Annotated in this window: 28 protein-coding genes and 2 tRNA genes; 26 read left to right on the forward strand and 4 right to left on the reverse strand. The window is 30.3% G+C overall.

Features of this window, described 5'->3' with window-relative positions; translation table 11 throughout:
• Together I6E31_09940 and I6E31_09945 are read right to left on the reverse strand one after the other, a co-directional pair.
• The coding region (locus I6E31_09940) for a transposase (GenBank protein ID MCF2640286.1) at window positions 1–420 on the reverse strand (420 nt) is incomplete at its 3' end.
• An 81-nt stretch (window positions 421–501) separates the two neighbouring features.
• Window positions 502–870, reverse strand: a complete 369-nt coding sequence (locus I6E31_09945) for a transposase (GenBank protein ID MCF2640287.1) — start codon at window positions 868–870, stop codon at window positions 502–504.
• 355 nt (window positions 871–1225) lie between these two features.
• Between I6E31_09945 and rplS the strand changes: the two genes are divergently transcribed.
• The 23 genes from rplS (at window position 1226) to I6E31_10060 (ending at window position 20308) form a co-directional block, all read left to right on the forward strand.
• Window positions 1226–1576, forward strand: a complete 351-nt coding sequence (rplS, locus tag I6E31_09950; protein ID MCF2640288.1) for a 50S ribosomal protein L19 — start codon at window positions 1226–1228, stop codon at window positions 1574–1576.
• 174 nt (window positions 1577–1750) lie between these two features.
• Window positions 1751–2677, forward strand: a complete 927-nt coding sequence (gene lepB / locus I6E31_09955; protein MCF2640289.1) for a signal peptidase I — start codon at window positions 1751–1753, stop codon at window positions 2675–2677.
• A gap of 8 nt (window positions 2678–2685) precedes the next feature.
• On the forward strand, window positions 2686–3111 hold the full coding sequence (gene rimI, locus I6E31_09960; GenBank protein MCF2640290.1) for a ribosomal protein S18-alanine N-acetyltransferase: 426 nt from the start codon (window positions 2686–2688) through the stop codon (window positions 3109–3111).
• Window positions 3112–3144: 33 nt separating this feature from the next.
• Window positions 3145–4578 (forward strand): adenylosuccinate lyase, encoded by a 1434-nt coding sequence (locus I6E31_09965; GenBank protein MCF2640291.1) that lies wholly within the window; start codon window positions 3145–3147, stop codon window positions 4576–4578.
• Window positions 4578–5099, forward strand: coding sequence for a Gx transporter family protein (locus tag I6E31_09970; protein ID MCF2640292.1), 522 nt, complete (start codon window positions 4578–4580; stop codon window positions 5097–5099). Before I6E31_09965 ends, I6E31_09970 begins: the two co-directional genes overlap by 1 nt.
• Window positions 5096–6451, forward strand: a complete 1356-nt coding sequence (locus I6E31_09975; protein ID MCF2640293.1) for a phosphoglucosamine mutase — start codon at window positions 5096–5098, stop codon at window positions 6449–6451. Before I6E31_09970 ends, I6E31_09975 begins: the two co-directional genes overlap by 4 nt.
• Before the next feature lie 15 nt (window positions 6452–6466).
• On the forward strand, window positions 6467–7180 hold the full coding sequence (locus tag I6E31_09980) for a class I SAM-dependent methyltransferase (protein MCF2640294.1): 714 nt from the start codon (window positions 6467–6469) through the stop codon (window positions 7178–7180).
• A gap of 99 nt (window positions 7181–7279) precedes the next feature.
• The gene (locus I6E31_09985) at window positions 7280–7489 is read left to right on the forward strand and encodes an AtpZ/AtpI family protein (protein MCF2640295.1); all 210 of its coding nucleotides are present in this window, start codon (window positions 7280–7282) and stop codon (window positions 7487–7489) included.
• A 12-nt stretch (window positions 7490–7501) separates the two neighbouring features.
• Window positions 7502–7879 (forward strand): ATPase, encoded by a 378-nt coding sequence (locus I6E31_09990; GenBank protein ID MCF2640296.1) that lies wholly within the window; start codon window positions 7502–7504, stop codon window positions 7877–7879.
• 24 nt (window positions 7880–7903) lie between these two features.
• A complete protein-coding gene (gene atpB / locus I6E31_09995) occupies window positions 7904–8713 on the forward strand; it encodes a F0F1 ATP synthase subunit A (protein ID MCF2640297.1) in 810 nt (269 codons plus the stop codon).
• 33 nt (window positions 8714–8746) lie between these two features.
• A complete protein-coding gene (atpE, locus tag I6E31_10000; GenBank protein MCF2640298.1) occupies window positions 8747–9019 on the forward strand; it encodes an ATP synthase F0 subunit C in 273 nt (90 codons plus the stop codon).
• Between the two features lie 54 nt (window positions 9020–9073).
• Complete coding sequence (gene atpF / locus I6E31_10005; protein ID MCF2640299.1) at window positions 9074–9580, forward strand: F0F1 ATP synthase subunit B; 507 nt, start codon at window positions 9074–9076, stop codon at window positions 9578–9580.
• Window positions 9577–10101 (forward strand): ATP synthase F1 subunit delta, encoded by a 525-nt coding sequence (gene atpH, locus I6E31_10010; GenBank protein ID MCF2640300.1) that lies wholly within the window; start codon window positions 9577–9579, stop codon window positions 10099–10101. The genes atpF and atpH overlap by 4 nt, the downstream gene beginning before the upstream one ends.
• A 30-nt stretch (window positions 10102–10131) precedes the next feature.
• Window positions 10132–11634: a F0F1 ATP synthase subunit alpha gene (locus I6E31_10015; GenBank protein MCF2640301.1), complete on the forward strand. Its 1503-nt coding sequence runs from the start codon at window positions 10132–10134 to the stop codon at window positions 11632–11634.
• Window positions 11635–11648: 14 nt separating this feature from the next.
• Window positions 11649–12500 (forward strand): ATP synthase F1 subunit gamma, encoded by an 852-nt coding sequence (gene atpG, locus I6E31_10020; GenBank protein MCF2640302.1) that lies wholly within the window; start codon window positions 11649–11651, stop codon window positions 12498–12500.
• A gap of 18 nt (window positions 12501–12518) precedes the next feature.
• On the forward strand, window positions 12519–13919 hold the full coding sequence (gene atpD, locus I6E31_10025) for a F0F1 ATP synthase subunit beta (GenBank protein ID MCF2640303.1): 1401 nt from the start codon (window positions 12519–12521) through the stop codon (window positions 13917–13919).
• A gap of 2 nt (window positions 13920–13921) precedes the next feature.
• Window positions 13922–14326, forward strand: coding sequence for an ATP synthase F1 subunit epsilon (gene atpC / locus I6E31_10030; GenBank protein ID MCF2640304.1), 405 nt, complete (start codon window positions 13922–13924; stop codon window positions 14324–14326).
• Between the two features lie 117 nt (window positions 14327–14443).
• Window positions 14444–15757 carry an esterase-like activity of phytase family protein gene (locus I6E31_10035; protein MCF2640305.1) on the forward strand — a complete coding sequence of 438 codons (1314 nt, stop codon included), beginning with the start codon at window positions 14444–14446 and terminating at the stop codon, window positions 15755–15757.
• Between the two features lie 141 nt (window positions 15758–15898).
• Window positions 15899–16327, forward strand: coding sequence for an Hsp20/alpha crystallin family protein (locus tag I6E31_10040; protein MCF2640306.1), 429 nt, complete (start codon window positions 15899–15901; stop codon window positions 16325–16327).
• A 171-nt stretch (window positions 16328–16498) separates the two neighbouring features.
• Entirely contained in the window at window positions 16499–16702 is a 204-nt protein-coding gene (locus I6E31_10045) for a glutaredoxin family protein (protein ID MCF2640307.1), read from the forward strand.
• A 1-nt stretch (window position 16703) separates the two neighbouring features.
• The gene (locus I6E31_10050) at window positions 16704–18899 is read left to right on the forward strand and encodes a ribonucleoside-diphosphate reductase subunit alpha (protein ID MCF2640308.1); all 2196 of its coding nucleotides are present in this window, start codon (window positions 16704–16706) and stop codon (window positions 18897–18899) included.
• A complete protein-coding gene (locus tag I6E31_10055; protein MCF2640309.1) occupies window positions 18892–19926 on the forward strand; it encodes a ribonucleotide-diphosphate reductase subunit beta in 1035 nt (344 codons plus the stop codon). The genes I6E31_10050 and I6E31_10055 overlap by 8 nt, the downstream gene beginning before the upstream one ends.
• 163 nt (window positions 19927–20089) lie before the next feature.
• The gene (locus I6E31_10060) at window positions 20090–20308 is read left to right on the forward strand and encodes a hypothetical protein (protein ID MCF2640310.1); all 219 of its coding nucleotides are present in this window, start codon (window positions 20090–20092) and stop codon (window positions 20306–20308) included.
• A gap of 58 nt (window positions 20309–20366) precedes the next feature.
• On the opposite strand, the gene I6E31_10065 is transcribed toward I6E31_10060, so the two are convergent.
• Window positions 20367–20882: an NUDIX hydrolase gene (locus tag I6E31_10065; protein MCF2640311.1), complete on the reverse strand. Its 516-nt coding sequence runs from the start codon at window positions 20880–20882 to the stop codon at window positions 20367–20369.
• A 17-nt stretch (window positions 20883–20899) separates the two neighbouring features.
• On the reverse strand, window positions 20900–22243 hold the full coding sequence (locus I6E31_10070) for a DUF1576 domain-containing protein (protein MCF2640312.1): 1344 nt from the start codon (window positions 22241–22243) through the stop codon (window positions 20900–20902).
• A 178-nt stretch (window positions 22244–22421) separates the two neighbouring features.
• Between I6E31_10070 and I6E31_10075 the strand changes: the two genes are divergently transcribed.
• From I6E31_10075 to I6E31_10085, 3 genes are all read left to right on the forward strand, one after another.
• Window positions 22422–22730 (forward strand): GIY-YIG nuclease family protein, encoded by a 309-nt coding sequence (locus I6E31_10075; GenBank protein ID MCF2640313.1) that lies wholly within the window; start codon window positions 22422–22424, stop codon window positions 22728–22730.
• 109 nt (window positions 22731–22839) lie between these two features.
• Window positions 22840–22927: transfer RNA gene (locus I6E31_10080), tRNA-Leu, on the forward strand.
• Between the two features lie 5 nt (window positions 22928–22932).
• Window positions 22933–23009: transfer RNA gene (locus tag I6E31_10085), tRNA-Met, on the forward strand.
• Window positions 23010–23091: the final 82 nt, after the last annotated feature.

A 23091-nucleotide genomic window follows, 5' to 3' on the forward strand; every position in this document is an offset into this window, starting at 1 on the left:
GATTATATCTACTATTTCTTCTTCTGAAAGCAAAGCATAATCAAACATTCTTCCTCTGTTAATTCTTTCAGTTTTTAAATCCAAACAATTCTTTAAAAGGAGAGACCAAAATTTTTTCAATTTATTGTAATATCTATCATCTTTATTTTTGCATTGATTCATAATTTTAATCCTAGTTTTATTAAAACTTCGATTAATTAATTGAACTAAATGAAATCTATCTAAAGAGATTTTAGCATTAGGAAAAAGATCATTAACTAGAGTCATATACGGCTTATAGATATCTATTACAATATGCTTAACTTTTTTACGAGCTTCTAAAGAAAAGCTAGAAAAATATTCTTTTAAATATGATAAGCGCCTATTAGGAAGAATATCAGTAATATCTCCATTATTTGCATTGCAAAAAATGAAAGCCATAGCTCCTTCACAGTCATTAGTAGCTTTAAATTCGTCAAAATATAAAGCTTGAGGAAGATAATTTTTATTAGGTAAATGCTCTTAAAAAAAAGAATTAATAATTCTATTAACAGTATTTGGAGAAACATTAAAATCATAAGCAATGTCTTTTTCAGAAATATTTTTTTGTAATTTAAGAGTAATAGTCAATTTAACATTGTTAGAAATACAGCAAATTTTATCAACAATATTAGTTTCAGTGCTAAAAGTTTTACCACAATTTTTACAACGAAATCTTTGCTTCTGTAATCTTAAAATAGAGTTATACTCTAAAATTTTTAAAAATCTAATATTTGAAGTCTTAGAACCCCATTTGATGATATCCTTACCATGACAGTGAGGACATTGATTAGGTGAGTAAGAGAGTTTAGCATGAATAATTTTAGAATATACTTCTTTAAAATTTTCCATAGAAATTCCATTTTCAGCAAAAGTAATATTTTTATCTTTAATATTTAGTAAATTTTTGATAGAATAGATTTGAAATAAGCAAACGACCTCCTTTAATTATTGTTTGGCGACTTAATTTTATCAGGAAAATTTACTTGTCTCATCTTTTTTTACAAAAAAGTAAAAAAGTGTCAATACATTTAAGTACCAACACCAAAAATTATACACCCATTTTATTTAGTAGTGTTTTATTTGATAGTGTAAGGAAATATAGATTGACATCTTTTAATAAATATGTTAAAATACTAAAGTTAAATACGGATATTCCGCTTTAATATAAAGCTATTAAATGAATATCTTAAGGAGGATTAAATAGATGAAAGAAAAATTAATTCAATTAGTAGAACAAAGCTACTTAAGAACAGACATTCCTGAATTTAAAGCTGGAGATACTATCGCAGTATACTACAAAGTAAAAGAAGGAAACAAAGAAAGAGTTCAATTATTTGAAGGAGTAGTTATCAGAGTAAATGGTGGAGGAATTGCAAAAACTTTCACTGTAAGAAAAGTAACTGCTGGAATTGGAATTGAAAGAATCATTCCTGTAAACTCTCCAATGATTGATAAAATCGAAGTATTAAAAATCGGAAGAGTTAGAAGATCTAAACTTTATTACCTTAGAGGACTTTCTGGTAAAAAAGCAAGAATCAAAGAAATCAGAAAATAATAATGGGAGCCAAGGATTTATTCCTTGGCTTTTTTCTTTTGTAGATTTTCATAAAATTTATTTAAAATTCATCTTATTATGGTAAAAGTATGATATTATTATATGGTATTTTTTTTTGTTATTTTATGTTAAAATAATAGTGTTGAAAATATTAAAAGGTGGAGAGGGTTGGAAATGGAGAAGAGCAAAGTAATAATTAATGGGATCTTTTATATAATCTTAACACTAATTTTTATCTATATTTTTGTCAAAGAAAAAGAGTTAACTGAGATAATAAAAACGTATAGAGAAAAGTTAGCAGACAAGATAGTAACTAAATTAGATGTAGAGGGAAAAGTCTTAGAAACAGTAATAAGAAAAACTATAAATATAGTTGAAACTTTAGGAACAGCTTTAATTTTAGTTTTACTAATTCAAAAATTCTATTTAGGAAACTTTCTTGTACCAACAGGATCAATGATTCCTACTATTATGCCAAAGGATAGATTATTTGGGAATATGGTAGTGTATAAGTTTAGAGAGCCTAAAAGAGAAGAGATAATAGTTTTTAAAGAGCCTATTCAGAATAAAGTATTATACACAAAGAGAGTTATGGGACTTCCTGGAGAAACTGTGAATATTCAAAATGGCAATCTTTATGTAAATGGAGAAAAAATAGATAGTAGAGAGTATTCAAATATTGGTGAAATAGGAAATGAAAAATGGATTATTCCTAAAAAAGGGGATACAATAGAGATTATTCCTGGAAAAGATTATGGAAAACTATTTAGAGAAAATATGATAGATGTAGCAGAGGTACAAAAATATTTAGTAGATAATCCTGGAGCAGTTAGTGAAATTTTACCAGATCTTGAGTTTAGAGTAAATGGAGAGAAAACAGGAATGATGTTGGATCTTATTCATGACAGTAAGTATGTAGATAGAATTTTCCAAGGGGAAAATGTGGCTCTTATCTCTGATAAGAACTATTACTTTGCTCTTGGAGATAACACAAATGGAAGTTATGACTCAAGAATGTGGGGATTTGTAAGTGAAGATAGAATAAAAGGAAAAGCTTTTGTTAGATTTTGGCCAATAACAAAAATGGGACTTTTAAAATAGGAGAGAGAATGATAGTAGAGTTAAAAGATAAAAAATCTCTTGAAGATATAGCTAAATTTGAAAGTGAAATTTTTGGAGTAACTGCATTTTCTTTGAAACAGTTAGAAGAAATGAGTGAAATAGAAAGATATAAGTTTATTGAGCTTTATGAAGATGAAAAAATAGTAGGTTATGTAATACTACTAGATAGTATAGATGTATGGGAGATAATGAAAATAGCTGTGGACAGGGAGCAGAGAAAAAAAGGTTATGGAGATAAATTATTAAACTATATTTTTGCCTTTGCTCAAATACCAATAATGTTAGAAGTTAGAGAGAGCAATATTCCAGCTATAGAGTTTTACAGAAAAAATGGATTTGAAAAAATTGGAGTAAGAAAAAATTATTACCATGATACTAATGAAGCTGCACATATTATGATAAAAGAGTTTTAATATTTATAAATTTTAAATAAAGGAAGGTAAAAGATGGAAAAAAATATTTATTCAAACCCTTTAGCAGAGAGATACTCTTCAAAAGAGATGTTAGAAAACTTTTCACCTAATAAGAAGTTCTCAACTTGGAGAAAACTATGGGTAGCATTAGCTGAAGCAGAAAAAGAGTTAGGATTAAATATAACTGATGAGCAAATTCAAGAGATGAAAGAAAATATATATAACATAGATTATGAACTTGCAGCTAAGAAAGAAGCTGAGTTTAGACATGATGTAATGGCTCATGTACACACTTTTGGAACTCAAGCTCCTAAAGCTATGCCTATTATTCATCTAGGAGCAACAAGTGCCTTTGTAGGAGATAATACAGATCTTATTCAAATAAAAGATGGATTGGATATTATAAAAACTAAACTTGTAAATGTGATAGCTGAGATGTCAAAATTTGCTATGGAGTATAAAGACCTACCAACATTAGGATTTACTCACTTCCAAGCAGCTCAACTTACAACAGTAGGAAAAAGAGCTACACTTTGGTTACAAAGTTTATTACTAGATTTAGAAGAGTTAGAATTCAGAGAAAAAACTTTAAGATTTAGAGGAGTTAAAGGGACAACAGGGACTCAAGCAAGTTTTAAAGAACTTTTCAATGATGATTTTAGTAAAGTAAAAGAGCTAGATGAGAAAATTACAGAGAAAATGGGATTTGATAAGAGATTCTTAGTAGCAGGACAAACTTATGATAGAAAAGTAGATTCTGAAATAATGAATTTACTAGCTAATATAGCTCAATCTGCACATAAATTTACAAATGATTTAAGATTATTACAACATCTAAAAGAGATAGAGGAACCATTTGAAAAGAAACAAATTGGATCATCTGCAATGGCATATAAGAGAAATCCTATGAGAAGTGAAAGAATATCATCGTTAGCTAAATTTGTAATAGCTTTACAACAAAGTACAGCAATGACAGCTTCAACTCAATGGTTTGAGAGAACACTTGATGACTCAGCAAACAAGAGATTATCTCTACCACAAGCATTTTTAGCAGTAGATGCAATTTTAATTATCTGGAAAAATGTATTAGATGGTTTAGTAGTATATCCAAAAATGATAGAGAAACATATAATGGCAGAACTACCATTTATGTCAACTGAATATATAATTATGGAATGTGTAAAAAATGGTGGAGATAGACAAGAACTTCATGAAAGAATAAGAGTTCACTCTATGGAAGCTGGAAGAATGGTGAAAGTTGAAGGAAAAGAAAATGATCTTATAGAGAGAATCTTAAATGATAAAGGATTTAACTTAGATAAAGAGAGATTATTAGAGATATTAGCACCTAAAAACTTTATAGGTTTTGCTCCAGAACAAACAGAGGAATTTGTTAATATAGAGATTAAACCTATTTTAGAAAAGTATAGAGATAGACTGGGAATGGAAGCAGCTTTAAGAGTGTAATTATGAAAATAGAAAATAGAAGAGAGGTTTATTTAACTGCTTTAGTATTATTGGCACTTTATCTGTCACTAGCTGAAAATTTTATTCCTAAACCTTTTCCTTGGATGAAAATAGGACTTTCTAATATAGCAGTTTTAATAGCACTTGAAAAATTTGATTCTAAAATGGCAATAGAGGTTGTATTGCTAAGAATTTTTATACAAGCTCTTATGTTAGGAACACTTTTTACACCAGGATTTATAATAAGTTTATCAGCAGGGGGAGTAACTACCTTATTTATGGTAGGTCTATATAGATTTAGAAAATATCTATCTCTTTTAGCAATAAGTTCATTATCAGCTTTTCTACATAATTTAATTCAATTGATAGTTGTATATTTTCTACTTTTTAGAAATATAACTATCTATTCAAAATCAATAATGATGTTTGTATGGGGATTTTTAATTATTGGAGTTATAGCAGGTATAATTACTGGAGTTATAGGAGAGAGATTAAATTTACGAAGAGGAGAGAAATTATGAGAAGATATTTTGGAACAGATGGAATCAGAGGAGAAGCAAATAGAGAGTTAACAGTTGATATAGCATTGAGATTAGGATATGCACTTGGTTATTATTTAAAAAATAAAAATAATGGAAAAAAAGTTAAAGTAATAATGGGAAGTGATACAAGAAGATCTGGATATATGCTAAGATCAGCTTTAACAGCAGGATTAAACTCTATGGGAGTAGATATAGACTTTGTAGGAGTAATATCTACACCAGCAGTAGCATATATAACAAAGGCTAAAGAAGCAGATGCAGGAATTATGATTTCAGCTTCTCATAACCCAGCAAAAGATAATGGATTAAAAGTATTTGGTGGAAATGGATATAAACTTCCAGATGAAGTAGAAGAAGAGATTGAAAATTTAATGGACTCTGTTGAGGAAATTACAAAAAATCCAATAGCAGGAGATAAAGTTGGAAGATTTAAATATGCAGAAGATGAATACTATCTATATAGAGATCACCTATTAAATTCTGTAAAAGGTGATTTTGCAGGAATGAAAATAATAGTTGATGCTGCAAATGGATCAGCTTATAGAATAGCAAGAGAGGTATTTTTAGCTCTAGGAGCAGAGGTTGTAGTTATAAATGATGCACCTAATGGAACAAATATCAATGTAAAATGTGGATCTACACATCCAGAGATCTTAGCAAAAGTCGTTGTTGGATATGAAGCTGATTTAGGATTAGCTTATGATGGAGATGCTGACAGATTAATGGCTGTAGATAGAAATGGAAATATAGTAGATGGAGATAAGATAATAGCAACTTTAGCACTTTTAATGAAGAAAAAAGGAGAATTAAAAGGAAATAAAGTTGTAACTACTGTAATGAGTAATATGGGACTTGAAAATTATCTAAAAGATAATGAGATTCAACTATTAAGAGCAAGTGTTGGAGATAGATATGTACTTGAAAAAATGATAGCTGAAGAAGTTGGAATTGGTGGAGAGCAATCTGGACACATTATTCTTCTAGATTATGCAACAACAGGGGATGGAGTATTAACTTCATTGAAACTTGTAGAAGCTTTAAGAGATGAGAAAAAACATCTAGATGATATGGTAAAAGATATTAAAGACTGGCCTCAAAAACTTGTAAATGTTGTAGTTGATAATAAAAAGAAAAATATCTGGAATCAAAATAAAAATATAACTGACTTTATTGCTATAAAAGAGAAAGAGATGGAAGGATTAGGAAGAGTAATTGTTAGAACTTCTGGAACTGAACCATTAGTAAGAGTAATGGTAGAGGGAAAAGATATGGCAATGGTTGAAAAAGTAGTAAATGAGATAGCAGAAGTTGTAAAAAAAGAATTAGCATAAATAGGGAGAATAAAGATGTATAAAGTTTTTTCAAAAATTTATGATAAATTCATGGAATACTCAGATTATGGTGCTTGGGAAAAAGTTGTAGAATCTCTTATAGCTGAAGGAAAGCCAGATGGAAAAACTCTTTTAGACATTGGTTGTGGAACAGGGGAACTTTTAACTAGAATGGCAAAAAATTATCAATGTCACGGAATGGATCTATCTGAAGGAATGTTAAAAGTAGCTGATAAGAAATTGAGACATAGAAATGTAAGACTTTATCTAGGAGATATGGTTGATTTCAATACTGGATTTCAATATGATATAATGGTTTCGCTTTTTGATACTGTAAACCATATATTATCACTTGAGGAGTTAATTAGCCATTTTAAAAGTGTTGAAAGATCTTTAAAAGACAATGGAGTATATATCTTTGACATTGTAGATAGAGAGTTTATGAATGAGATGTTTCCAAATAATCTTTTTGTAGATGATAGAAAGGATCTGACTTGTATTTGGGAACATGAAATAGAGGAAGGAATAGATTATATAGATGCAACATATTTTATAAAAAATTCTAAGGGAAGTTTTGATAAGGTATGTGAAAGTTATGGTAAAAAAATATTCACTTCTGATGAAATGGAAAAGGCAATAGAAGAATCTAGATTAAAGTTAATAAAGATCATTGAAAATAATGAAATAGCAGGTCGTCGTAATGTGTATTTATTAAAAAAAATGGCTTAATATTGACCTGTATATATTGAAGAAAAGTCCATAAAAATAAAAAGTTGACGAATAGCGATAAAAATTATAAAATTATATAATGTTGATGGTGAATCATTAATGAAATGGATAACGAAAGATTTGATTAGATATCTTGCATTATTAGGACATTTGGGCTTTGTAATAATGGGAAATATACTTGTATGCATATTTATCTATAAATTAATAGAAAAATATTTTTTTAAAAGTACCATGCTTTTTATTTTTCTGTTGTTATTGGGAATAGTTAGTGGATTTTATAATGTATATAAGTTAATAATGAAAAAATAAGGCGGTATAAAGTTGGAGCAGATAAAAAGCATATTTAAAAGAGCTGGAATAGCAGCTGCAATTATATTGATCTATGGAATTGTAATTAAAAATGAGTATGTATATATAGGTATGTTTTCAGGGTCTGTAATGTCTATCATCATGTTTTATATGATATGTATGGATATAAAATCTATAGCAGCGTCAGAATCAGTTTCTCGTAAAAGAGGATTTATAGGATATGCAAAGAGATATTTAGTTTATGGAGTATATCTTGGAGCAATGGCAAAATTTTTTGGATTGCCAATGTTATTAAGTTCAGCAATAGGGTTATTAAATGTAAAAGTAATAATACTTTTAATGACTCTTTCTGAAAATATAGGGAGGCTTAGAGATAAGTTTCTTAGATAAAGAATGAAAGGAGGGTAAAAACAGATGAGATTAGGAGCAATAGAGTTCGTCGCCCCACCTCTAGTAGAAGGACCTAGAATTGTATTTTTTATTCCTTTGCCAGAAGCACTTCATAAGATACCTTTTGCAATGGAAATGGCTAATGGTCAATATGGACTACCTGTTTCAATAACAGTTGTAACAACTTGGTTTATTATTCTAGCACTCTTTCTTATATTTAAATGTGGGACTAAAAGGTTAGAACTTATACCTGGGAAACTTCAAATACTGTTAGAAAGTGTTTATGAATTTCTTGATGGAATTGTAGAGCAGATGCTTGGTTCATGGAAAAAGAAGTATTTTTCATATATATCAACACTTTTTCTATTTATATTTTTATCAAATATAGTGTCATTCTTCCCAATTCCTTGGTATTCAGTAGATGGAGGAGCAATTTCTTTTGCACCAGCTTTTAGAGCACCTACAGCTGATCTAAACACAACAGTTGGACTAGCACTATTGACAACATTTGCTTTCTTAAAGGCAAGTATTAAAACAAATGGTATTGGAGGCTACCTAAAAGGATTTGCACAACCTATACCTGTTATGCTACCTCTAAATATAATCGGAGAATTAGCAAAACCAGTAAACATATCTGTCAGACTTTTTGGTAATATGTTCGCTGGAGGAGTTATCATGGGACTTTTATATATGGCAGTACCATGGGGAATTCCAGCACCTTTACATCTGTACTTTGACCTATTCATGGGACTTGTACAAAGTTTTGTATTTATTATGTTAAGTATGGTATATATTCAAGGAGCTTTAGGCGACAGTGAGTATGTAGAAAATTAAAAAAGAAATTAAGAACTTTTAGGAGGTTATAAAATGAATGAAATGTTATTAGCAAAAACAATAGTATTAGCAGCGTCAGCAGTTGGTGCAGGATGTGCAATGATCGCAGGATTAGGACCAGGGATTGGAGAAGGTTATGCAGCAGGTAAAGCAGTAGAAGCAGTAGCTAGACAACCAGAAGCTAAAGGAAACATCATTTCAACAATGATCCTAGGACAAGCAGTATCAGAATCAACAGGGATTTACTCTCTAGTTATAGCTCTAATTCTACTTTATGCAAACCCTTTCATTGGAATGTTAGGATAATTTCTTTGAAAAAAAGAAATGAACTAATTATCATTTAGAAAGGAGGTAGGAAATTTGGCGACACAACTTATGCCAGTAGTATCGATTGACGTAAATATGTTCTGGCAAATAATAAACTTTTTTATACTTGTTTTTGTGTTTAATAAATGGTTTAAAAAACCTTTAGGTAAAATGATAGAAAGCAGAAAAGCAAAGATAACAAGCGACTTACAAGAAGCTACAGAAAATAAAAAGATAGCAGCAGAACTTCAGAAAGAAGCAGAAACTATTTTAAAAAATGCTAAATTTGAAGCTAATGAAATTTTAAAGAAAGCTGAACATAAAGCTGACGAAAGAAGAGAAGCTATTTTAAGTGAGGCTAAAGATCAAAGAGAAAAAATTCTTAAATCTGCAGAGCTTGAAGCTATAAAAATGAAAGCTGATGCAAGAAAAGATTTTGAAGAGGAAGTTAAAGATTTAGCAATCAAATTAGCTGAAAAATTAATACAACAAAAAATGGATTCAAAAATCGAGTCTACCTTAATAGATGAATTTATTGAAGAGGTAGGGGAAGAAAGATGATAGATAACCAAGTAGGAAGAAGATATGCTGAGGCTATCTATGAAATCGCTGAATCTGCTGATAAAATAAAAGATATATATGAAAATTTAAATACTCTTATGGAGCTTTATAAAAATGATAATGAGTTTAAAACTTTTATAACTCATCCATTAATTGATATTGATGAGAAGAAAAAAGTTATAACAGAGATCTTTAAAGAAGCTGATGAAGAGACATTAAATACAATATTCTATATTCTTGATAAAAAAAGAATAGGAAATATAAGAAACATAGTAGCTGAATATTTAAAAATCTACTATGAGAAAAATCAAATACTTGATGTAGAAGCAACTTTTGCTGTGGAACCAAGTGAAGAACAAAAACAAAAATTAATTGATAAATTAACTAAGAAAACTGGAAAAAATATTAACCTTACAGTAAAAGTAGACAGATCTATACTTGGAGGAGGAATCATTAAGATTGGAGACCAAGTAACAGATGGATCTATACGTAAAGAGTTAAACGCATTAAAAAGAAAATAAGTACGGCTGGAAAGCAGGAGGTGTAATCAGTTGAAAATTAGGCCAGAAGAAGTAAGCAGCATAATCAAGAATGAAATTGAAAATTACAAAAAAAGCCTTGATATAAAAACTTCAGGATCTGTGCTAGAGGTAGGAGACGGTATTGCTAGAATATATGGACTTAGCAGTGCAATGTCAGGAGAGCTACTTGAATTCCCTCACGGAGTAATGGGAATGGCACTTAACCTAGAGGAAGATAACGTAGGAGCAGTTATACTTGGAGATTTCTCTCTGATAAAAGAGGGAGATGAAGTGAAAGCTACTGGAAGAGTAGTTTCAGTTCCAGCAGGGGAATCTATGCTTGGAAGAGTAGTAAATGCTCTAGGAGAACCAATTGATGGAAAAGGGGAAATAAAAGCTGAGAAATACATGGAGATTGAAAGAAAAGCATCAGGAATTATCTCTAGAAAACCAGTATTTGAACCTTTACAAACAGGAATAAAATCTATTGATGGTATGGTACCTATCGGTAGAGGACAAAGAGAACTTATAATTGGAGATAGACAAACAGGAAAAACAGCTATTGCTATTGATGCTATCCTAAATCAAAAGGGAACAGGAGTAAAATGTATCTATGTAGCTATAGGACAAAAAAGATCGACTGTTGCACAAATCTATAAAAAATTAGAAGATGCAGGGGCAATGGAATATACTACTATAGTTGCTGCTACAGCATCTGAAGCAGCTCCACTACAATATATGGCTCCATATGCAGGAGTATCTATGGGAGAATATTTCATGGACAAAGGTGAACATGTTCTTATAATATATGATGACCTTTCAAAACATGCAGTAGCTTATAGAGAGATGTCTCTATTACTTAAGAGACCACCTGGAAGAGAAGCTTATCCTGGAGACGTATTCTATCTACATTCAAGATTACTTGAAAGAGCAGCAAAATTATCTGATAAATTAGGTGGAGGATCAATAACAGCTCTTCCAATAATTGAAACACAAGCAGGAGACGTATCTGCTTATATTCCAACAAACGTAATTTCTATTACAGATGGACAAATATTCCTAGATTCACAACTATTTAACTCAGGATTCAGACCAGCTATCAACGCAGGTATATCTGTATCAAGGGTTGGAGGATCTGCACAAATAAAAGCTATGAAACAAGTTGCATCTAAAGTAAAACTTGAATTAGCACAATATACAGAGCTATTAACATTTGCTCAATTTGGATCAGATCTAGATAAATCTACAAAAGCTCAACTAGAAAGAGGACATAGAATTATGGAAGTATTAAAACAACCTCAATACAATCCTTATCCAGTTGAAGAACAAGTAGTTGCATTCTTTGCTGTTATCAATGGATACTTAGATTCAATAGCAGTAGATGATGTAAAAAGATTTGAAACAGAACTTCTTACAGAATTAAGAAATACAACAGATATCTTAAAAGAAATTAGAGAACAAAAAGCTTTAAGTAAAGAATTAGAAGCAAAACTTGGAGATGCTATCAATTCATTTAAGAAAAATTTTAACTAGAGAGAGGTGGGAAAATGGCTGGAGCTAAAGAGATAAGAAATAGAATAAAAAGTGTTCAGTCTACTCACCAGATAACTAAAGCTATGGAAATTGTTTCTACTACAAAATTTAAGAGATTTTCAGCACTTGTAGCTAAATCAAGACCTTATGCAGAGAGTATTCAAAATATTTTAACTAATATAGCTGCTGGGGTAAAAAGTGAAAAACATCCACTTTTTGATGGAAGAGATGAAGTGAAGAAGATAGGTGTTATTGTTATGACTTCTGATAGAGGACTATGTGGAAGTTTTAACAATAGCACATTGAAAGAACTTGAAAAGATTATGAAAGAAAATAGTGGGAAACAAGTTTCAGTAATTGCTATAGGAAGAAAGGGAAGAGAGTATTGTACTAAGAGAAAGTACGACTTAAAAGCAAGCTATATTCAATTAATCCCTGAAACAATGGGAGAAAAGGCAAAAGAGATAAGTGAAAATATAGTTGAATATTACTACAATGGAATATTTGATGAAGTGTATATGATCTATAATAAATTTATCTCTGCTTTGAGAAGTGATCTTAAAGTAAGAAAACTTATCCCAATCGAAAGAGTAGAAGCTACAGAGAATACAGCATATATTTTTGAACCAGATGCAGAAACAATACTATCTGCATTACTTCCTAAATATTTGAATGTAGAGATTTATCAAGCTCTATTGAACAACACTGCTAGTGAACATTCAGCTAGAAAAAATTCGATGAAGAATGCAACAGATAACGCAGAAGAGATGATGACAGAGCTTAATCTGAAATACAATAGAGAAAGACAATCAGCTATTACTCAAGAAATAACTGAAATAGTTGGTGGAGCATCAGCTTTAAATTAAAAATAAGGAGGCAATAGCGTGGAAAACAAAGGAACTATAACACAGATTATCAGTGCCGTTGTAGACGTAGCATTTAAAGACCAGCTGCCTAATATATATAATGCCTTAAAAGTAAAGGTAGAAGATAAAGAACTTGTACTAGAAGTTCAACAGCATTTGGGAAATAATGTAATCAGAGCAGTAGCAATGGACTCTACTGATGGTCTACAAAGAGGTATGGAAGTAATCGACACTGGAGCACCTATTAAAGTTCCAGTAGGGAAAGCAGTATTAGGAAGAATATTAAACGTTTTAGGACAACCAGTTGATGATGGTGGAGCTATTGAAACAGATGAATATCTTCCAATCCATAGAGATGCACCAAGCTTTGAAGAACAAGAAACAGAAACTGAGATATTTGAAACAGGAATAAAGGTAATTGACCTTCTTGCTCCATATATCAAAGGGGGAAAAATTGGTCTGTTCGGAGGAGCTGGAGTTGGAAAAACAGTTCTTATCATGGAGCTTATCAATAACATTGCTAAGGGACATGGAGGACTTTCAGTATTTGCAGGAGTAGGAGAAAGAACAAGAGAAGGAAGAGACCTTTATGATGAAATGACTGAATCAGGAGTTTTATCTAAAACTTCTCTAGTTTATGGACAAATGAACGAGCCACCTGGAGCAAGACTTAGAGTTGCTCTTACTGGACTTACTGTTGCAGAAAACTTTAGAGATAAAGAGGGACAAGACGTTCTTCTATTTATAGATAATATATTCAGATTTACTCAAGCAGGATCTGAAGTATCAGCTCTACTAGGAAGAATGCCTTCAGCAGTTGGATACCAACCAAACCTTGCTACAGAAATGGGTACTCTTCAAGAGAGAATTACATCTACTAAATCAGGATCAATAACATCAGTACAAGCTGTATATGTACCAGCCGATGACCTTACTGACCCTGCACCAGCAACAACATTCTCTCACCTAGATGCTACAACAGTTCTATCAAGAAACATAGCATCTCTAGGAATCTATCCAGCAGTTGACCCACTAGATTCAACTTCTAAAGCTCTATCAGCTGATGTAGTTGGAAAAGAGCACTATACAGTTGCAAGAGAGGTTCAAGCTGTACTACAAAGATATAAAGAACTTCAAGATATCATTGCAATTCTAGGTATGGACGAATTATCTGACGAAGATAAATTAACTGTATCAAGAGCAAGAAAAATTCAAAGATTCTTCTCTCAACCATTCTCAGTTGCTGAGCAATTTACAGGAATGGAAGGAAAATATGTATCAGTAAAAGATACTATTAGAGGATTTAAAGAGATACTTGAAGGAAAACATGATAACATCCCTGAACAAGCATTCCTTTATGTAGGAACTATCGAGGAGGCAGTAGCAAAAGGAAGAGACCTTATGAAAGGGGATGAATAATAATGGCCACTTTTAATGTAAAGGTTGTAACTTATCAAGAAAAAGTTCTTGAGCAAGAGGCTGATTTCCTATTAGTAAGAACTACGGAAGGGGATATGGGAGTTTTACCTAGCCACTCACCATTTGTAGCTGAGCTTGCTATTGGAGAGATGATGATAAGATTAAATGGAACTGAAAAAAGTTATTTTGTTTCAGGAGGATTTTTAGAGATCTCTAATAATAATGTAACTATTTTAGCTGATGAAGCTATGGCATCTGAATTAATTGATTTGGAAAGAGCTAGAAAAGAAGCTGAAGAGGCTAAAGCAAAATTAGAGAAGTTAAAAGAGGATAAAGATATCCTTATGACTGAAAAAAATCTAAATGCAGCATTAACTAAGGTTCGTTTAGCAGAAAAATTATTATAATTGATACGAGAGACTTGAAATTTCAAGTCTCTTTTTCTATTCTTTACACTTTTTTTACTTTAAATAAATATAGATTTTAACTTAAGTTTATATTATAAAGTTAAGAGGTGAAAGATTATGAAAAAAATTATTTTTTTAAGTTTAATAGCAAGTTCAATACTTTATGCAGATGTAGTAGGAATAAAACAATATATTGTTGATGCAGGAAATTATAAGATAAACTATGAGGGAAAAGAGAAAGAATTTCTTACAGGAATAAATCCAGGATATGGTTCAGCTTTAACTTTTAAAGGGGAGGATAAAGATGGAAATCTTGAGTTTTATGCTGTAACAGATAGAGGACCTAATGCAGATACTCCTAAATATATTGAAGATGGAAAAGAGTTTCCAGGTAAATTTTTCCCAGTTCCTAATTTTACTCCAAGTATAGGAGTTATAAAAGTAAAAAAAGATGGAGCTAAAATAGTAGAGAGTATTCCTTTAAAAAATTATAGAAATGAGAAGATATCTGGAAGAGTTATTCCAGAAGATATTGTAGGTTCAACAGGAGAAAAGGCTCTGAATTTTGATATGAGCAAATTGAGCAATGATTTTGATGGACTTGATACAGAGGGAATAGCAGTTGACAAAGATGGTAACTTTTGGTTATGTGATGAGTATGGACCTTTTATAGCAAAGGCAACTAAAGATGGAAGAATAGTTGAAAAATATGGTCCTAAAGAGGGATTACCAGAAATATTAAAATATAGAGTTCCAAATAGAGGATTTGAAGGGTTAACAATAGATGAAAATGGAGATGTATATGCAACAGTACAAAGTCCATTAGATATAGATGGAGAAACAAAGAAAAATGCAGAGTACACAAGAATAGTTAGATTTAATCCTGAAACAAAGGCAACAACAATGTATGCTTATCCAGTAGATAAAAATTATAAAAATTTTGGAAATGCAAAAATAGGGGATATTTGCTCAATAGGAAATGGAAAGTTTTTAATAATAGAGCAAGGAAAACAAAATGGAAAGATGCAAAATTTAATCTATATGATAGATATAAATGGTGCTGATGAGATAGAAAATAATGGAGATCTTGAATATGGTAGATTAAAAGATTTAAAACCAGTGAAAAAAGAGCTTTTAATAGATTTAAGAAAATATGGTTGGAATATAGAAAAGGCAGAAGGGCTTACACTTCTTCCAGATGGAAAAACAATAGCAGTTGTAAATGATAATGATTTTGGAATTCAAACTAAACTTGAAGATTCAGAAAATAAAAATTCAGATTTAGAAGATTACAGCTATGATAGAGATAAAAAAGAGTTTTTCTATAAAGGAAAAGAGGCTAAAAAAGTTAAAATTGGAATGGAGCAAAATAGCAAAGCAGAGAGAGAAAGTCAAATATGGTTCTTTAAATTAGATAGTAAATTAAACTAGAAAATAAATTTAAAAAATTAGCACTCATCTATTGACATTGCTAACAAAAGGTGTATAATAGAATTATGAAGATGAAGGAAATATAAGATACATCAATACTCGAGAGAGCATAAAGATGCACATAATAAGGAGTGATGTTATATGTTACCAAGTATTTTTAAAAAAGGATTTATGGATGATTTCTTTAATGATGATTTCTTAATGGATTTTGGAGGAAAAAATAGAAATATTATGATGAAATCAGATATTAAAGAATTGGAAAATAGTTATCTTCTAGAAGTTGAACTTCCAGGATTTGCTAAAGATGAGATAAAAGCTGAAGTAAATAATGGATATCTAATTATTGAAGCTACTCACAATGAAAATAAAGATGAAAAAGATAAAGAAGGAAAATATATTAGAAAAGAAAGATATTCTGGACATTGTACAAGAAGTTTCTATGTAGGAGAAAATCTAAAAGAGGAAGATATTAAAGGAAAATTTGAAAATGGTATCTTAAAATTAGAAGTTCCTAAAAAAGCTGCTGAAGAAAAAGTAGAAGAGAAAAAATATATCCAAATAGAAGGATAATAAATAAAGTTTAAAAATGAGAGGTTGCAAGATTTTTTCTTGCAACCTCTTTTTGTTTAAGAAAAATTTTTATAAAAAGATTTGAAATATATGAGTAAATATGTCATAATACTCTATATGTAGTTGAGAAAATAAAAATTAATACGATATATTGTGTAACGGAGGAAGAAAATGATAAAAGTATATGGAAAAGAAGGATGTAGTAAATGTGAGAGCCTAAAGGGAATTTTAAATAATAAAGGTGTAGAGTATGAGTATATTCAAGATCTAAAAACATTGATGATGGTAGCAAGCAAAGCTAGAATAATGAGTGCTCCAGTAGTGGAAAAAGATGGGAATTTCTATACTATGGAAAAGTTTTTAGAGGTTTTATAAGATGGAGAGATCTGAGATAATAAAAATTTGTGAGGGATTGGAAATAGATTTACAAAGTTTTGAAAATTATCTTGATTCTATCTATTCACAAGGTATTTCTAGTGAAAAAATTCAAGATATTTTAATAAACTATGCTGTATCTATGACAAGTTTTGAAGAGAGTGATTGGACATATTTAGCAGGAAAATTATTGATGAGAAAAACACAAGAGGGAGTTTTTAAAAATCGTGGTTTTTCTTATGGAAACTTTTATGAAACTATAAAAAAAATGGTGGAGTTAGGAGTTTATGACAGTAGATTAAAAGAGTATGGAGAAGAGGAGATAAGGGAGTTAGAAAAAGAGATAGATATTTCAAGAGATATGATCTATGATTATGCAGGAGCAAATATGTTTGTAAATAGATATTTGCTAAAGTATAGTGGAAAGATTTTTGAACTTCCTCAAGAGGTATTTATGTGTATAGCTATGCTTTTAGCTATAAATGAAGAGAATAGAGTTTTAGTAGCTAAAAACTTTTATAATGCTCTTTCTCTGAAAAAGATCTCTTTAGCAACTCCAATATTAGCTAATTTGAGAGTACCTAATGGAAACTTATCATCATGCTTTATAACTGCTATGGATGATAATATAGAATCTATCTTCTATAATATAGACACTATTGCTAAGATAAGTAAAAATGGTGGTGGAGCAGGGCTAAATATATCAAGAATAAGAGCTAAAAATTCAATGGTAAATGGGTATCATAATGCAAGTGGTGGAGTGATACCATGGATAAAAATAATTAATGATACAGCAGTAGCAGTAAATCAGCAGGGAAGAAGAGCAGGAGCTGTTACAGTTGCTCTTGATTCTTGGCATTTGGATATAGAGAGCTTTTTAGAACTTCAAACAGAAAATGGAGATCAGAGAGGAAAAGCTTATGACATTTATCCACAAGTAGTTGTGTCAGATCTTTTTATGGAAAGAGTAGAGAAAAATCTTGAATGGACTCTATTAGATCCATATGAGATAAGAATGAAATATGGTGTAGAACTGTGTGAGCTTTATGGAGAAGAGTTTGAGAAAAAATATTTAGAGATTGAAAAAGATAGAGATATAACTTTAAAAAAAGTTGTAAAAGCAAGAGAGCTTTTTAAAGAGATAATGAAAACTCAAATAGAAACTGGAATGCCATATATTTTCTTTAAAGATAGAGCAAATCTGATGAATCATAATAGCCATGTTGGAATGATAGGGAATGGAAATCTTTGTATGGAGAGTTTTTCAAATTTCTCACCTAGTAGAGATTTTAAAGAAAGCATAGATGAAAATAGTGGAGTTAGAAAGGTAAATTTAGGAGAGGTTCATACTTGTAACCTAGTATCTTTAAATTTAGCAGAGATTGAAAGAGAAGAACTGGAAAAAAATGTCAATATAGCTGTAAGAATTTTAGATAACACTATTGATCTGACTAAAACTCCAATAAAGGAATCTGATAAGCATAACAGGAATTATAGAGCTATTGGAGTTGGAACAATGGGATTGGCTGATTATTTAGCTAGAGAGTATATGATCTATGAAGATTCAATTTTAGAGATAGATGAACTTTTTGAAGAGATAGCACTTTACTCTTTGAAATCTTCAGCACTATTAGCTAAAGAGAGAGGAAGTTATCCTATGTTTAAAGGCTCACAATGGGATAGAGGAGTATTTTTCCAAAAAGATGAGAAGTGGTATTTAGAAAACTCTAAATATTCTCAAAAGTGGAAAGAGGTATTTGAACTTGTAAGGGAAAATGGTATTAGAAATGGAGAGCTTACAGCAGTAGCTCCAAATACTTCAACATCTCTTTTAATGGGATCAACAGCCTCAGTTAATCCAACTTTTTCAAGATTCTATATAGAAAAAAATCAAAAGGGAGCAGTTCCAAGAGTAGTAAAATACTTAAAAGACAGATCTTGGTTCTATCCTGAATTTAAAAATGTAGATCCTCAAACTTATGTAAAAATAATGGGAAGAATAGGAAAATGGACAACTCAAGGAGTATCTATGGAGCTTATTTTTGATCTTAATAAAAATATAAGAGCAAAGGATATTTATGATACTCTTATGACAGCATGGAAAGAGGGTTGTAAATCAGTTTATTATATAAGAACTATTCAAAAAAGTACAAATATAATGAATGAAAAAGAGGAGTGTGAAAGTTGTAGTGGATAGAAAAAAACTTTTTAATCCATTGGGAGATGACTCATTGATACAGAGAAAAATTATAAAGGGTGATACTACAAATTTATTTAATTTGAACAATGTAAAGTATCAATGGGGAAATCAATTATACAGGACTATGATGGGAAATTTTTGGATACCTGAGAAAATAGACCTAACACAAGATAAAAACGATTATAGCAACCTTACAGAGGCTGAGAAAGGGGCTTATGATGGGATTCTATCATTTTTAATTTTTTTAGATAGTATCCAAACAAATAATATCCCAAATATTTCAGATTATATTACAGCTCCAGAGGTAAATTTAGTGCTATCTATTCAAACTTTCCAAGAGGCTATACACTCTCAATCTTATCAATATATAATAGAGTCTATTTTACCAAAAGAGACAAGAAACTCTATCTATGATAAGTGGAGAGAAGATAAGGTACTTTTTGAGAGAAATAGTTATATAGCAGAGATATATCAAAAGTTTTTAGAAACTCCAAATGATGAGAATTTTGCTAGAGTAATAATAGCAGATTATCTATTAGAGGCTATCTATTTTTATAATGGATTTAATTTTTTCTATCTTCTAGCTAGTAGAAATAGAATGATGGGAACTTCAGATATTATAAGGCTTATCAATAGAGATGAGCTATCCCATGTAGTTTTATTTCAAAATATGTTGAGGGAGATAAGAAATGAAAATCCTAACTTTTTTGATGAAGAGATGATATATGAGATGTTTAAAAAGGCTGTGGAGCAAGAGATCAATTGGACAAATCATATAATAGGAGATAGAGTTTTAGGAGTTACAAAAGAGAGTACAGAGGCTTATACAAAGTGGTTGGCTAATGAAAGATTGAGATCAATTGGATTAAAACCTTTATATGATGGATTTGATAGAAATCCATATAAACATCTGTCAAAATTTGCTGATACAGAGGGCGAGGGAAATGTAAAGGCAAATTTCTTTGAAGGAACAGTAACAAGTTATAACATGAGTTCATCAGTTGAAGGATGGGATGAATTCTAAAATTGACAGATATAAATTAATGTGTTAACATAGAAATATAGAAAATAAAATATTTTAATGCGTCACTGGACGAACGAATTTTTTAAAGTTCATTATTATCTCTTTAGGTCTTGTAGGGATAATAGTGGACTTTTTTTACAATTTTTTATAAGGGGGAAAAAATATGAGCGAAAAACATTTTTGTAGTTGTACAGATCATAAGTGTCCAATGAATCCAGTAAATCACGATAAAGGGTGTGATTTATGTGTTCAGAAATGTTTAAAATTAAATGAGATTCCATCTTGTTTCTTTAAAAAAATATCATTGGATAGACCAGAAAATGAGGATTATACATTTAAGGGATTTGCAGCTTTTGTAGAAAAATATTTAAAAGAGAAATAAAATAAAAAATGTACCTTAATCTTAAAAGTAAGATTTAAGGTACATTTTATTTTAAATATTATTTTTTTAAAGATTTATAAAGATAAAGAGTAAAAATAGTTTTAAAATCTGTTGTAATCTCTTCTATTTTATCTAAGTCAAACCATTTACCCTCTAAGTCTTCTCCAAGGTCTAATTTTAAGTTTTGCGGCTTTATAGAGTCATCTTTTAGTTGAATTATATACATGTATAAAGATTCACTTGTATACCCTGGAGAAAGAATAAGAGGTTTTTTAGGAATGTAAATAATATTATAGTCATTTTTTAAATATCCTGTTTCCTCTTCGATTTCTCTTTCAAGAGTGTATAGTGGATCTTCTCCATCTTCCATTATTCCAGCAGGAACTTCATACATCTCTCCTTGAAATCCTGGGCGATATTGTTTTACTAAAAGAGCTTTATCTCCCTTTGCATTTAATACAAGAGCAGCAATAGCATTTGGTTTATCTAAGTATTCCAGTTGGATTCCTGTTGTAGGGTGTTTTTCAATAGCGATCTTTAAAAAATGAAGATCTTCTAATTTTTCAAGTTTCATAATAAATCTCTCCTTTTTTATTCATCATCTTGATTAAGCTCATCAAGTCTTTTTCTCTCTTTTGTAATTGCATCATAAAGTTGTTTTTTCCTTTTTAAATATTTTATTCTCTCTTTATTTCTATGCTCTTTAATAGTATTCATTATAGGAAGTAGAAAACCAGCAACAATACCAGCAGAGAAACCATTGTTATATAGATTTAGTCCCCCATGTACTGTCCCTATACTTTGAACAACTGCTAGATGTAACCAACCAGCAACAATACCCCAAAATGTTCCATATACTCCAGCAACAGGGGCTAGAGATGTACCAAATAGTCCAGATAGTGCTACTGTAAATGAATCAGTATAACTTCCAAATTTTGCTAAATACACACCTATTAAAATAGGAATTGTGTTGATAAAATGTTTCCCATAAGCAGAGAAACCAACAATAGTTAAAATTCCGGCTAGAAGAGGTCCGTTGAGAGTTTGTTTTAAAAACATTACAAATCCCATAGCGACAAATCCCATAATTCCCATATTAATAAAAGTTACTCCATATCCATATTTTTTTATATAGTCAGCTTTTAATCCAGAGTCACATAAAAGTTTTTTATAACCATTAAAAGAGCTACCATTGATAAAAAATCCAATGATAATAAGTGTTAAAAAAACTCCTATACAAATAAGTTTTAAAGCTAAATCAAATTCGTAAGAGATTATCCTTTGAGGTGTTATTTGGAACTTATATAATTTCAAAATAGAGGTTATAACAGCCCCTAAAATTCCACCAGTAAATCCAAGGTTATACAAGTTAAATCCTTCATGGAAACCAGCCATTTTACTAGCTAATGGAGTTACAATAAAACCAATTATGATTCCTAAAACAATAGCATTCAAATAAGAAGTTTCAGTGGTATCAACTCTAAAAGCTACCTCACTAACAAAGGGAGCAAGGGCACTTGCAAAGGAGATAGTAATAAAAATCTCTTTAAATTCAACTCTCTCATAAAGACTATATAAAATTCCACCTAAATAGAAAGGGATAATATTTAATATATTTTTTCCAAAGAAGGAAAAACCAAAAACTGTAAAAAAAGATGCTATGGCTAATCCTGTAATCTCTATTTTCATTATTTTCATTAAGGTAAAATTAAACCCAAAAATTAAAAAGGCATTTAAGAAAGTTGCTCCAATTCCACCTATTTCAAGGAAGTCAGTGATTAAAACAGCTTGAGAAGTTATTATTTTTAATAGTCCAGTAAAAACATTTTCTCTTTCATGAATAACATAACCTATAAAACATAATATAATAAAACCAATAAGGATAGTAGATACAAATTTTATTTTTTTCATTCTCTTTGCATTAAAGTTATCCATAAGCCCTCCAATAAAGAAATATTAATTAAATATTATTATTTTTTTATATTAAAGTCAAACATATGTTATATATGATTATTTAGAAAAAATAATTTTTTTCCTATAATTAATAAATTATAGTTTGGGAAAATAAAATAGTATATAATAAAAAAAGATTAGATTAAAGGAGTAAAAAATTATGGAATATTATGTTTATATAATAAGGTGCCAAGATAATTCTCTATATACAGGAATTACAACTGATGTAAAAAGAAGATATGAGGAACATAAAAAAGGGATAGGGGCAAAATATACAAAAATAAAAAAAATTTTAAAATTAGAAATATTTTTTTCTTGTTCAAATAGATCTGAGGCATCAAAAATCGAATATTTTATTAAAAAAATGAGTAAGGCAGAAAAAGAGAACTATCTCAATAAAATCAAAGATTTAGAAGCTATTATTTTTGAAAAATTAGGTATAAAAATAGAGGTCAAAAAAAATTTTTAAAAAAATTTAAAAAAATTGTTGACAGAATTTAGATGTTATGATAATATAATAAATGTCCTCGACGGAACAGCGATGAAAACGAAAGTTCATCGAAGGAAAGTTGATGATTGCCTGGGTGGCGGAACAGGTAGACGCACGGGACTTAAAATCCCGTGGTACTTAGTACCGTACCGGTTCGATTCCGGTCCTAGGCACCATATAATGCGGGGTAGAGCAGTCTGGTAGCTCGTCGGGCTCATAACCCGAAGGTCGTAAGTTCAAATCTTGCCCCCGCCACCAAAACTTAAAAATAAATATGCGGGAATAGCTCAGTTGGTAGAGCGTCAGCCTTCCAAGCTGAATGTCGCGAGTTCGAACCTCG

Source organism: Fusobacterium varium (assembly GCA_021531615.1).
Taxonomy (GTDB): domain Bacteria; phylum Fusobacteriota; class Fusobacteriia; order Fusobacteriales; family Fusobacteriaceae; genus Fusobacterium_A; species Fusobacterium_A varium_C.